General features: G+C 62.2%; 13 protein-coding genes and 1 pseudogene. 5 read left to right on the top strand and 9 right to left on the bottom strand.

Annotated features, from left to right (window positions below; genetic code table 11):
- Positions 1-804 precede the first annotated feature (804 nt).
- Entirely contained in the window at positions 805-1332 is a 528-nt protein-coding gene (locus tag ACH2EI_RS10405; protein ID WP_395152339.1) for an OsmC family protein, read from the top strand.
- Between the two features lie 111 nt (positions 1333-1443).
- Here the strand turns inward: ACH2EI_RS10405 and ACH2EI_RS10400 are convergent, their stop codons facing one another.
- Positions 1444-1905 (bottom strand): hypothetical protein, encoded by a 462-nt coding sequence (locus ACH2EI_RS10400; protein ID WP_395152340.1) that lies wholly within the window; start codon positions 1903-1905, stop codon positions 1444-1446.
- 197 nt (positions 1906-2102) lie between these two features.
- Between ACH2EI_RS10400 and ACH2EI_RS10395 the strand changes: the two genes are divergently transcribed.
- On the top strand, positions 2103-2525 hold the full coding sequence (locus ACH2EI_RS10395) for a hypothetical protein (RefSeq protein ID WP_395152341.1): 423 nt from the start codon (positions 2103-2105) through the stop codon (positions 2523-2525).
- Positions 2526-2612: 87 nt separating this feature from the next.
- Here ACH2EI_RS10395 and dnaB read toward each other — a convergent pair whose 3' ends face one another.
- The 7 genes and pseudogenes from dnaB to ACH2EI_RS10360 all read right to left on the bottom strand — a co-directional run bounded on the left by dnaB (position 2613) and on the right by ACH2EI_RS10360 (position 7360).
- A complete protein-coding gene (dnaB, locus tag ACH2EI_RS10390) occupies positions 2613-4010 on the bottom strand; it encodes a replicative DNA helicase (protein ID WP_395152342.1) in 1398 nt (465 codons plus the stop codon).
- A gap of 253 nt (positions 4011-4263) precedes the next feature.
- Entirely contained in the window at positions 4264-4710 is a 447-nt protein-coding gene (gene rplI, locus ACH2EI_RS10385; RefSeq protein WP_395152343.1) for a 50S ribosomal protein L9, read from the bottom strand.
- 188 nt (positions 4711-4898) lie between these two features.
- Positions 4899-5153: pseudogene (gene rpsR, locus ACH2EI_RS10380) on the bottom strand (30S ribosomal protein S18); the annotation flags it as partial.
- Positions 5154-5261: 108 nt separating this feature from the next.
- Entirely contained in the window at positions 5262-5744 is a 483-nt protein-coding gene (locus ACH2EI_RS10375) for a single-stranded DNA-binding protein (protein WP_395152344.1), read from the bottom strand.
- Positions 5745-5773: 29 nt separating this feature from the next.
- Entirely contained in the window at positions 5774-6112 is a 339-nt protein-coding gene (gene rpsF, locus ACH2EI_RS10370) for a 30S ribosomal protein S6 (protein ID WP_394942113.1), read from the bottom strand.
- Positions 6113-6299: 187 nt separating this feature from the next.
- Positions 6300-6719: a DUF192 domain-containing protein gene (locus tag ACH2EI_RS10365; RefSeq protein WP_395152345.1), complete on the bottom strand. Its 420-nt coding sequence runs from the start codon at positions 6717-6719 to the stop codon at positions 6300-6302.
- Positions 6720-6964: 245 nt separating this feature from the next.
- Entirely contained in the window at positions 6965-7360 is a 396-nt protein-coding gene (locus tag ACH2EI_RS10360; RefSeq protein ID WP_395152346.1) for a DUF5318 family protein, read from the bottom strand.
- A 60-nt stretch (positions 7361-7420) separates the two neighbouring features.
- Here ACH2EI_RS10360 and ACH2EI_RS10355 point away from each other — a divergent pair, with 60 nt between their 5' ends.
- The 3 genes from ACH2EI_RS10355 to ACH2EI_RS10345 all read left to right on the top strand — a co-directional run bounded on the left by ACH2EI_RS10355 (position 7421) and on the right by ACH2EI_RS10345 (position 9773).
- Positions 7421-7984, top strand: a complete 564-nt coding sequence (locus ACH2EI_RS10355; protein ID WP_395152347.1) for a class I SAM-dependent methyltransferase — start codon at positions 7421-7423, stop codon at positions 7982-7984.
- 92 nt (positions 7985-8076) lie between these two features.
- Positions 8077-8559: a cation:proton antiporter regulatory subunit gene (locus tag ACH2EI_RS10350; RefSeq protein ID WP_395152348.1), complete on the top strand. Its 483-nt coding sequence runs from the start codon at positions 8077-8079 to the stop codon at positions 8557-8559.
- A gap of 14 nt (positions 8560-8573) precedes the next feature.
- Positions 8574-9773 (top strand): cation:proton antiporter, encoded by a 1200-nt coding sequence (locus tag ACH2EI_RS10345; RefSeq protein ID WP_395152349.1) that lies wholly within the window; start codon positions 8574-8576, stop codon positions 9771-9773.
- A gap of 89 nt (positions 9774-9862) precedes the next feature.
- On the opposite strand, the gene ACH2EI_RS10340 is transcribed toward ACH2EI_RS10345, so the two are convergent.
- A complete protein-coding gene (locus ACH2EI_RS10340; RefSeq protein WP_395152350.1) occupies positions 9863-12295 on the bottom strand; it encodes a beta-propeller domain-containing protein in 2433 nt (810 codons plus the stop codon).
- Positions 12296-12385 lie beyond the last annotated feature (90 nt).

Genomic DNA, 12385 nt, shown 5'->3' with positions numbered 1-12385 from the left:
GCCGCGCGACCAGCCGAGTGGAGAGATTGGACCGAGTGATCAGCACGATTGCCTCGTTGGTCTGCTGCGTGCCGGCGACCCGAAACAACAGGTGTGGTTCCCATGGAACGCAAAAGAAATGGTTCGTCAAACATACGCCCATAGCAACCCTGAATCGCCGACGCATCGGCTGCTGAGATTGTCCGCGACTTCGCGGACGAGTCGAGGCTAACCGAGGGTGTGATTATCTGGTCAAACGCGTCAAGAGAACAGCGTTCGCTTTCAGACTCGTCAACTTCCGACACCACCGCGTGCGTTGCCTGCTCTACGCCAGCAAACCCGACTGGACCCTGCTCAACACGATCCAACCCTGAAACTCGGAGAACCCAGTAAGCAGCACACTGGCCGCGCTCGTTGCCGTCGGCGTCATTGCGCCCACGGACGGACCACTCGGCCGATTCGTGCAACTCCCGGCGATGGAGTTAATCGAGACAGTTGTGCTCGTCGCGTACATCTTGATCTTCGGTGGGTTCATCCTCATGACCGTCAACTTCAACTTCGAGTCATCGAGTCGGCCGGGCACTCCCACGATGACTCATTGTCATCCTTGTCATCACCAGTGTCCCGATTCTCCTCCAAATGTTTCTGGCAGTCATCGGCTTGATCGGGGGGCGCTTCGTAACAACCGCCAAGCACAGGGCGGTCGACCGGCACTGGCGAACTCGATGACGGCCACTTTGCCTGCCCACTTGCTCTGGACGACTTCCTCTCCGTATAATCCTGACTAATCCGATCATAATTATCGGCTTTTCAAAGGGACAATCCATGAGCACCACCGAAACCAGCCCAGCCATCAACACCGTCAACATCGAAGCGGTCGCCGGACTGGCAGCAAAGATCCAAGAGAGCCCCGAGGTCGCATCTACGACCTGGAAGGCAGTGGTCAACTGGGAGCAAGGATTCCGTTCAACCGCATCGATCCGCGACTTCGCGCCGATCGGCTCGGATGAGCCAGCAGGACTCGGCGGAACCGACACAGCTCCCAACCCAGTCGAGCAGCTCCTGGCCGCTCTCGGCAACTGCCTCGCCGTTGGCTACGCCGCCAACGCCACCGCGGCAGGCGTAGCAATCAACGACCTGCGAATCGAACTCGAAGGAGACCTCGACCTCCACACCTTCTTGGGCCTCAACCCAGGCGGCAACGCCGGCTTTCAGGGCATCCGCGCCAAGGTCATCATCGATGCTGACGCTCCCGCCGAGACCATCGAAGAACTCCATCGGCTTGTCACCGGGACCTCACCGGTCGGACACACGCTTGCCCGCGCGGTCCCGATCCAGGTGGATCTCGCCTAACGCACCCTGTCGCCACAGACGCGGGCGATGGCCTCTTCGAGAATGTCGCGTTCAGCGGATCGATCTCACGAAAATCTCACGAGCCGCATGGTCAAACTCGCGGTGGTCGGTTCAACGAGGCTCATGGCCTGCGCTGGATCCAGCACGCAGCTGATCCACCAGTTTCGATTGGCGCGCACAACACAATCGAGCCAGCGACGAGGCGGAGGTGTCGCATCCAGCCCCGATGAGCAACTTGACCTGATCGCGAATCGCCTCGTCGGACAGGTTGCTGCGGTGAACGAGTGCGTCAAGGACGTCGCCCGCGTCGTCGCCCGTCAGCAGATGCGAACGCGAGGCAAAAACGGCTTCGTCGCTGATCGCGTCGAGCCCTGCGTGGTCGCGGCGCGCCGCTGCCCGCTCTGTCCATGAGATCGGGTGGGGGATCTGTCGGAAGAGCGGACGCGACAGGTACAGGTGGGTGCGGGCAAATCGCTGGTCGATCTCGTCGATCCAGGTAGCGGCGTACTCAAGAGCCGGCGCACCAGGCGGCCCAGATCGCGGCGCGATGGTCTCGGCACTGGAACCGTCCAAGGGGCGTCCGTTGTCGAAGTGGGCGCAGCGTTCATCATCGAATCTCCCATCAGTTGAGCAGGCGGGTCACACCCCTACAGACGTCCGAATGGTCGAATCGGGTGACAGCCAACGAACCCTGGTTCCTCATCAGAAGATGAGGGAGCGCAGCACCGCGGCACTAGATTTTGTCCACAATCGAGCTGTCAAGGGGAGCCATGCAGATCACAAGAACACATCGGCTCGTGGTGAGCCTGGCGCTTGTCGCACTGTCAGCCTGCGCCGGGGAGCCAAGCTCGTCAGAGAGTGGCGGTGACGATGGTTCGATCTCTGACACTGAGAACGATCTGTCCCTCAGCGAAGCCGAGTACGAGGGCGTCGGTGTGCTCCTCACGCAAGCCGGCGCATCTTCGCCAGTCATGAGTAACTACCGTGATCTCGGAATCGAGACCGTGAGCAAGATGGGCAACGACTACTGCGCCTTAGTGCTGCGGTTCGGTGCCGATGACGCCACCCCGGCGTATCACCAATTGCTCGCCGAGCAAGCAGGCATCAGCGCCGCCAACATTGCGACGCTGGGACCAATCGCTGTGGGTGCCGCCGCATTCATGTGCGCGGACGACATCTCTGGCGCTCCCTGAGAATCAGCTGCAACCCCGAACGGGGTTCGGCACACGGCGAACGCTCCAGATTCTTTCGCCTGAGCCGACAAGCGACCAGATGCCGATCTACATCGAGCGGGCGGCGTTGTCGAACCTGGTGTACTGACCGAGGAAGACAAGACGCTTGGTGCCGATGGGGCCGGCGCGGTGTTTGGCGACGATGATTTCGGCGCTGCCCTTGTCGGGTGACTCAGGGTTGTAGACCTCGTCGCGATACAGGAACATCACGACGTCGGCGTCCTGCTCGAGCGAACCGGACTCGCGCAGGTCAGCGAGCATCGGGCGCTTGTCCGCACGGGATTCCAAGTTACGGCTGAGCTGGGAGAGCGCCACGATCGGCACTTCAAGCTCGCGGGCCAAAACCTTCAGGTTTCGGCTGATCTCTGACACTTCGAGCTGGCGGTTCTCCGACTTGCCCGAGCCGCTCATCAGCTGCAGGTAGTCGATGAGGATCAGCGCCAGGCCGCCGTGCTGCGCCTTGATACGGCGCGCCTTCGCCCGGATCTCCATGACGGTGACCTGCGGGTTGTCGTCGAGGAACAGCGGGACTTCGAGGCGACCGACGGCGAGGCCGATCTTTGACCAGTCGCTCTCGGTCAGCTTGCCGGTGCGCAGCTTGCCCGAATCGACCTTCGCTTCTGACGACAAGATTCTCTGCGTCAACTCGCTGTGGCCCATCTCGAGCGAGAACACAAGCGTCGGCTTGCCAGACGTCTTCGCGATATGCGTCGCCAAGCCCAGACCGAAGGCGGTCTTACCCATGGCAGGGCGGGACCCGACGATGTTCAAGGTGCTCGGCTGCAGACCCGACAGCAGTTCGTCAAGATCGTCGTAGCCAGTGGCAGCGCCCGTGATTGTGTCGCCACGCTCGAAGTTCTCTTCGAGTTGGTCCATGGCCTCGTTGAGCAACTCGTCGATCGGGCGGGTCGAGTCGACAACACGGTCCTCGGCAACCTCGAACATCTTCGACTCGGCCAAGTCGACGGCCTTCGTGACATCGTCGGGCTCACTGAACGCCAAGTCGGTGATCTCGCCAGCGGTGTGGATCAGCCGACGAAGCAGCGCCGTGTCCATCACGATGCGCGCGTAGTGCTCAGCACCAGATACCGACGGGGTGGCGTTCTGCAGCTCGTTCAGCCGCTCCATGCCGCCGAGATCATCGAGCATGTTGTGGCGACGCAACTCGTCGGCCACGGTGACCACGTCGACCGGGCCGGACGACGAATACAGCGACCGAATTGCGTCGAAAATGTGCTGGTGGGCAGGGCTATAAAAGTCTCTGACCTTGAGGCCAGCTTCGCCGACGACGCCGATCGCGTCACGCGACAGCAACAGCGCGCCGAGCACCGATTCCTCGGCCTGCAGGTTGTGGGGAGGGACGCGACCCGAGCCGCCCTGCGGGCGTGCAGACCCGCCGCCAGAGAACTGTCCGCCCTGGTACTCACGGTCGAGATCATTACTCATGTCATCGCCATTCTTCCTGAACAATCCTGTGTGGAGGTAGTAGCAGAACCCTGGGAATTGTCTGTGGATAACATCCCCTGGCCTGTGGATACCTGTGGGTACCGGTGGTCAGATCCGGGTGTGGATGGGCTGTGGAAAACACGAAAGGCGCGCCCCGCTCGAAAGCAGGACACGCCTTTCACGTGTCGAAACCGTGACGTTCTCCGAATCGGAGGACGTCGCGACATTCACCCGGCACAGGCCGGGTGACGACTCATTCGGCCGCGACGACCACAATGTTGATCGGGAACGACACATCGCTATGCAGCGAGGCCGTTGCCGTGTGGGCACCGACGGTCTTGATGTTGTCGACTTCGATCGACTTGCGGTCGATGACGATGTCGGTCTGAGCCTTCACCGCATCGGCGACGTCGGTAGCACTGATCGAACCGAAGAGCTTGCCTTCACTCGACGCCTTGGCCGTGATCGTGATCGTCTTTGGCACGAGCGAGCTGGCGATTGTGGTCGCTGCCTCGCGTGCTGTCTGATCCTTTTGGTCACGGGAGGCACGCATCTTTGCAGCCTGATCCAGGGCTCCGGGCGACGCCTTGAGAGCATGACCCTTCGGGAAGAGGAAGTTGCGGGCGTAGCCATCGGCGACCTCGACGATGTCGCCGCGCAGGCCGAGGCCTTCGACCTTGTTACGAAGAATGACGTTCATGTTGCTCAGGCCTCCATCTCGGTGCTTGCGACCGCGTCACCGCTGTCAACGGACTCATCGGCCGCGTCATCACCAGTGTCGGTGGTCTCTTCAGAATTGTTCTCCCTATTCTCACCGTCGTCGCGGCCACGGCCGCCACCACGATCGTCGCGATCACGACGACCGCCAGTGCGAGTCGAAGCGACACGCGTGGCGTAGGGCAGAAGCGCCATTTCGCGGGCGACCTTGATCGCGTTCGCGACTTCGCGCTGCTGCTGCAGGTCGTTGCCGGCGACGCGGCGGTTCTTGATCTTGGAGCGGTCGCTCATGAAGCGACGGAGCAGATCGACATCCTTGTAGTCGATGAACTCGACCTTGTCGATGATGAGGACGCTGGTCTTCTTTTTGAACTTGCGGGGGTTGGCGTCTCGCGCCGACCGGGCCTTGTTCTTCTTACTGGCCATAATGGTTACCTAGATATTCCTGACTGGAAGATGATCTTCGATTGAAAAAATGAGTGACATGGGGTCGGCGGGTCCAATGGTTTGAACCCAGCCGTGACTCAGGACGGATCAGAACGGCTCTTCTTCGCCGTAGACGGGATCTGGGGGAGCCGAGCGAGCTGCCCCGCCGCCTCCGCTGTTGCCGCCTCCGCTGTTGCCGCCACCATCGCTGTATCCGCCACCATCGGCGGAGTCACGGGAGATGCGCTCGACCTGTGCCTGCGCCCAGCGAAGGCTGGGGCCGAGGTCGTCTGCGATCACTTCGGTGATGTTGCGCTTCTCGCCTTCACGGGTGTCGTAGGAGCGCTGCTCCAAACGACCTGTGACCATGACGCGGTTGCCCTTGTGCAGGCTGGCTGCGGCATTTTCGCCGAGATCAGCCCAGGCGACCACGTTAAAGAACGAGACCTGCTCCTGCCATTCGCCATTCACCTGATATCGGCGATTGACCGCAAGCCCGAAGCTGGCAACACCACGGCCCCCGGTGGTGTATCGAAGTTCGGGATCCTTGGTGAGGTTCCCGACGAGTGTGACGGTGTTGTCCTGTGCCATTGATTTCCCCTTTGGCTATGAGCTGAGAATCAGACAGCAACGGCGGCGGCAGTAATGCCGCGACGCTCTGCTTCTTCGTCTGGCAAACGGATGAGCTTGTGGCGGACGATGTCGTCCGCGAGACGGAGCTGACGCTCCAAGTCGTCGAGTGCGCCAGGCGCAGCAACGAGCTGAGCAACCAGGTAATAGCCAGACGGCTTCTTGTTGATCGGGTAAGCGAATTGACGCTTGCCCCACCAGTCGATCTTGTCGTGCAGTGTTCCGCCGACCTTTTCGATCCCGTCGCTGATCGTCTTCATCCAGACCTGAGCCTTGGGGTCATCGATGTCTCCATCAATGATGACCATCATTTCGTACGCACGATTCATGCGGTGTATAGCTCCCTTCGGATCCCACATTCACGGTGTCCAGGCGTGAAGAGATGGGGAGCCCCGAACCAGAGTGGCTGTGGGGGCAGGGTATGTAATGGACCGCGCAATGCTACCGGACGTGGGGGAATCGCGTTCCCGCCGTACTTCCTGTCGCATTCCATGGTTCAACCATAGAGACGCGCTGTCACAGGGTTGAGGCAGCCGGACACGCCGCTGCTTCTGTTCCTTCGATCACTCTGGCGCTGACTCCTGGCTCGATGCCAACCGCTGCCAGGTCTCCTCGAAAGACTTCGATGGCGAGGTCGAACTCTGCACCCGCAGGAAATTGTTCGCACTGGCTGCTGTCATCGCTTTCGCACGGAGCCATGTCGGCCGTCGAGACCAGTGCGCCGCCGGGGGCGAACCAGCCAATCGACAGGGGCGTGACTGTCTGGAACATGTAGAACGATCCGTTGGTCGGTTGCTCAAACACGAAGGCCATGCCCGCAGCGGTGCCGAGGTCGGTCACACCCATCAGGCCCTGCCCGCGTTCCTCGGCCGAGTCGGCGAGCCACAAACAGACCTCGCAGGTCGTTCCATCGGCCTTGGTGATCTCGACGGTCACCGTGGTGAACCCCTCAGGCTGGACATCCGCCGTTTCAGAACCAGGTGCGGAAACAGGTGCGGAAACAGGTGCGGACACAGGTGCGGAAACAGGTGATGGTGGAGCCGTGCCCACCGCGCTCTCTGGTGCCGTCACCGCTGTTTCGCCATCGATATTTGATGCAGCGGGGCCATTCGATGCAATGGGGAGATTTGATGCACACGCAGCCAGCGCAACAAACAGGGCGGCGCTGAGAGCGAGGCGCTTCACTTGCCGCCGACCGGGAGGATGCGCAGCAGGTGATTCCAACGGCACACGATGCAGGCCTCGACCACGTAGGCATTGGCGTCACTCGAACGGGCGTTGATCCGCCGCATCTGTTCGGCAGTCGACACGCAATGTCCCTGCGCCTGCAGACCGTGCCCGAAGACGTACGTGACCAGGCGCAACTCGGTCTCTTCGCAGATCGGACAGATCGTCTTGGTCGCGGTGCCGACGTTGCGTGCAGCCCGGATCAGCTCGGGATGCGCATCACAGACCGCTTCCTGGCGGAGCCGACCGCGCTTGACCTCAGCGATCAGCATGCGCCGCGCCAGGCGATGGTCGATAATGCCGCGAGCACCGCCGTCGGTCCCTCTGATCGCGCCCGCCGAGAAGCTCATCGAGACCGAGGATAGGTCGCGATCCCCACCCGTGTCGCTTGCAACGGGCACACTGGGGTCGTGGTCGCAAACATCAGCTATGGAACAGGGATCCCCACCGATACCGAACTGCGCCTGAGCGGCGACGTGAGCGGCGGCAAACGTGCCGTCGAACTGGGCGTGTCAGATGCGTACAACTCGATCGCATTCGCCGAGGCCGGTGCGAAGGCCATCGCCGTCGATCCTGACGCACATCGCATCGCCGAGATGCGTTCTCGCGCTGAGGCCGCTGAGGTCAGCGTGCAGTGCCATGCTGCCGATCTGGCCGATCTCGGTGAGATCACGTCCGCCACCATCGACGTCGTGTTGGCCTCCCACACCATCGAAAAGGTCGACGACCTCGGCCGTCTGCTGCGTCAGGTACACCGCATTCTCATCCCGAGCATGCCGTTCCTGATCTCACTCACGCACCCCTTTTCTGTTGTGTCCGATGTGGCCCCGTACGGCACGACCGCCCGCTCGATCAGCGACTGGTTTACCTCGCTGAACCGGGCCAACTTCCGTGTCGACCAGGTCCGCGAACTCGGCGACACCGGCCCCGTGCCGAGCACCCTCATCCTGCGTGCCCGCAAAGAAGGCAGCTGACCTGCGGGTTCCGCGCTGGTGTCACGCCGAGCTGACCAAAGTGTGACACCGCCACCTCAACGTGTCGGCCAGATCGGTGCGAGACTGACGCGATGACCGAGGTACGCGAAACGCAGCTGCCAGGAGTCGGGGTACGCCACGAATTCGACACGGAGGCCGGCGATCACGTTGGCGTCGTCGTCCATCGCGATGGACGACGCGAGATCGTTGTCTACAACAACGACGACCCAGACGCCTGCTCGACAATGATCGACCTCTCGCCCAACGACACCCGCACGATGTCCGAACTGCTCGGCGCAAGCCAGGTGACTGAAGCAGTCAGTGCGGTGCAGCACAACATCGATGGGCTGGCCATCGAATGGATCCAGCTGACATCCAAGTCCTCGGCGGTTGATGCAACGATCATGGACGGTCAATACCGCACCCGAACCGGCGCCTCGATCGTGGCGGTGATGCGCGGTGACCAATCGATGCCAGCACCCGAACCGTCGTTCAGATTCGCCAACGGCGACACCGTCGTCGCTGTCGGCACCGTCGACGGCCTCGTCACGCTGCGCAACCTGCTGTCCGCCTGAACACGCACTTCTTCATGCCCGCCCTGATTGCTAGCGGTAGCAACGAAGCCGCTCTTGCGTTCGTCGAGATCGGCGCCGTCGTACTCGGCCTCGCGCTGCTCGCTCGGCTCGCCGGCCGCCTCGGTATTACCGCCGTGCCGCTCTACCTCATTGCCGGGCTGGCCCTGGGCGAAGGCGGGCTCGTCCAGCTTGACGTCGCCGAAGACTTCATCTCGATCGTCGCCGAGATCGGCGTGCTGCTCCTGCTTTTCACCCTCGGCCTCGAGTACTCCGATATCGAGTTACGCAGCGGGCTCCGCACTGGCGTCTTGCCGGGCATCGTCGACATGTTGCTCAATGGACTCCCCGGCGTGGCAGCGGGCCTGTTGCTCGGCTGGTCACCGCTGGCTGCGGTGCTCCTCGGTGGCGCCACGTGGGTCTCATCATCGGGTGTCGTGTCAAAAGTGTTGAGCGACCTCCACCGACTTGGCTTCCGCGAGACCCCGGCAATCCTCAATCTGCTCGTGATCGAAGACCTTGCGATGGCCGTGTACCTGCCAGTGGTCGCGGCGCTCATCGTCGGCGGCACGGTGCTTGCGACGCTGACGAGTGTCGCGATTGCCCTGGTCGTGGTCACCGTCATCCTGCTGTCGGCCCTGTTCTACGGACGCAAGCTCAGCGACCTACTGATCGGCGGGTCTGATGAGGCGCTCCTGCTCGCCGTCTTCGGTGTGACCTTGCTGGTTGCCGGCGTCGCCCAGCAGCTCGAAGTGTCCGGGGCCATCGGTGCGTTCCTCGTCGGATTGGCCCTGTCGGGTCAGGCTGAGGAACGAGCGATACAGCTCATCACGCCGCTGCGCGATCTCTTCGCAGCGATCTTCTTTCTGTTCTTCTCGTTCCAGGTTGACCCCGCAAAACTGCTCGACGCACTTCTGCCAGCATTCGGGCTCGCTATCGTCACCGCCTTCACCAAGATGTTGACCGGCTGGTTCGCTGCGAAGCGCGTCGGCGCAGCTCAGAAGGGTCGCTTGCGGGCCGGAGCAACGTTGATCGCCCGTGGGGAGTTCTCCATCGTGATCGCTGCGTTGGGCGCCGGACTGATCGACGGACCCGAGCTGGGCGCACTCGTTGCCGGCTACGTCCTGGTCACCGCGATCATGGGACCGCTCGTCGCCAAGTACGCCGACAACATCAAACTCCCCACCCGTAAAAAGCTGCAACCAGCCCCGGCTTAAACCATCACACCGCCATCACCTCGCCATCACACCGATATCTGCTTGGTCTTGTCACACCGAGGTCAGATCTCGGTGTGACAAGACCAGCGTTACAGGGTGATCTGGTCGGTGCGGTCGAGGCTGGCGAGGTCGTTCGACTGGATGGTCGTGGGCGACAGCGTCCACAGGTTGCCGTCGATGATCATCGTCCGCTGGATGGCGGTCTCGTAGCCGTTCCAGCTCGGCCAACACAGCTCGAAGCGTTCGAAGCCGCTGGTGTCGATATCGAGCTGCTCAGCTTGGATACCCCACCAGTTCTCGAGTTCGTCGACCGGAACCGGATCACAGAAGAGGCCGGTCGCGCCGCCCGTATCTTGCGCTGTGCAGAGCTGGACTTGGCCACCTTCTTGGCCGATCCAGAAGAACTCGCCGCCCTCGCCGAACTGCGAGCTATCAATGACTTCGCAGTCGGTCTGCCCGTTGGGTGTGCCGTCGTCTTCGGCGTGGCTGATGCGACCCTGTTCGGTGATCCCGTCGGCGGTCACCTTCAACACGATTGCGCCAGCGAACTGGTCGCTGTACGACTGCAGAGGAAGAACCGCCGTGTTCGTCGGGCCCCACCAGAAGAACGCACGATGGTCGAACTGCGCATCACTGAACCCGTTCGGCAACGTCCACACGTCGATCTCGAGCGGGTTGGTCGGGTCGCTCACGTCGAACAGCGACACCTTGGTACCGGTTGTTTGACCGTCGTCGGTCGCGTCTTGGCCGACGCCGATGACGAGGTCGTCGCTGATCGGATGCAGGTAGTTCGAGAAGCCCGGGATCTTGAGTTCGCCCTGCACAACCATGTTTCGAGGGTCGCTCAGGTCGATCACGTAGAAGGGGTCGACTTGGCGGAACGTCACCACGTAGGCGGTGTCGTCGACATAGCGCACCGAGAAGATGCGTTCGCCAAGCCCGAGGCCGCCGACGCTGCCGATCTGTTCGAGTTGATCACCGTTGACCTCCATCGAAACGATCTGGCTCTCGGACGACTCGGCCCACGGGGCGCCCTTCGTGGCCGCGACGTAGAAGACGCCATCGCGGTCGTTCATCGAGAACTGGTTGAGCAAATGTCCCTCGACGGAGCCGGAGGCCTCGTACCGGGCGGCACCGGGGCCAGCGATCGAGAAGCGGTGGATTGCGGTCTCGTAGTTCTCGTCGAGCCACTCGTTGGTCTGCTCGTTGATGATCGGCGTCCAGATATTGGTCGACACATACATGCGATCTTGCGATGCGTAGACGGTGTCGCCCGTGGCCATCACGCTGCTCGTGCCGGTTGGCGCAGCGAGGTCGGCGCCGAGGTCGAGCGTGACGATCGAAAGCATGTCGAAACCACCGAAGTCGGCGGGGGCGAACACACTGGCGCAATCAACGAGTTGCCCCTCCTCGGTGCTGCCATCGTTGCGGTCGATGCGGAACTCTGGCAGCCAGTCGTTCTCGGTCGAGTTGAGGACGACCTCGCGGTTCGTCTCTTCGGCCTTCTGCTCGGTGCCCGGGTTCGATGGGTACAAGAAGCCGAGGTCCTGCGGCGGCGAGGTGACAACGATGCGGGCCGTGTCGCCAATCGAGCGGGCGCTGATATAGCGGCCGTCGATGCTCATCGTGTTGACCACTTCAGGTGCGTCGGGGTTCGACAGATCGACTTCGATGATCAACGTGTGCGGGCCCTGGTAGGAGCCCGGCCCAATCGGGCCACCAATCGGGAAATCGGGCTCGACCGGGATCGGTTCGTCTGCGGGTGCCGGCTCGGTTTCGGCAACGTCGTCGATGAAGGCTGGCTCGGGATAGCCGCCGTAGAACTCGCCCTGCGCGAACACGAACGCCCGGTCGCCAGCGAGGAAGATCTCGTGGCCGTAGGTGTAGGACCCGTTCTGGCCATTGAGGGCAACCGAACCACGCTTGGTTCCCGTCACGCCATCGTCAGCGATGTCGATGTAGTGAAGCATCTCCCCGGCGATTGCGATGATGCGGTCGCCATCGGTCTTGACGATGTCGGGCTCGTCGACGCCATCGACCTGGACGTTCGTCGTCGAGTACGTGCCATCGCCGCCGCCTTCGCTCGAGGCACGGTCAACTGTCGGGGTGCTGGCACCGCTGCTCTGCGCGGTGTCGGCCTCAGCCGGCGCCTCTGTCGCGGCGGTGGCATCATTTTCCGCCACCGCAAAGCCGACGTCGTCCACAGGGCCGAAGAAACCGTTGTTGCCAAACCCGTAGGGCCCGACTCGATCGGCGCCCTCGGTGTGGACGTAATCGAGGAAGGCCGAGCAGTCACCGAACTGCTGCAGCGCAGCTGGGGCAAAGCCAATTGGTCCCTGATTGCCACCGTCCGGGTCCGTCACTGGCGGTTCGACATCAGGATCGGTTACTGGCGGAGTCCCAGCAGCGGACGTCACCGGGACCTCGGAGCTTTGTGTCGACTCATCGACCGGCGCAGTGCTGGTGCACCCTGCCGTGACGAGAGCGAGGGCGATGAGTGGGAGTCCAATCGTGCGCTTCATGATGTATTCGACGTTGCCAGACCCGCCTGGGTTCCCTGGGGATCCAACTTTTCGTCACCTGGGCGAATCACGGCCGGATCACAGACAAAC

Origin of the sequence: Ilumatobacter sp. (assembly GCF_041688325.1) — a bacterium.
Classification (GTDB): domain Bacteria; phylum Actinomycetota; class Acidimicrobiia; order Acidimicrobiales; family Ilumatobacteraceae; genus Ilumatobacter_A.
This window is presented reverse-complemented; position numbering and strand designations above follow the sequence as displayed.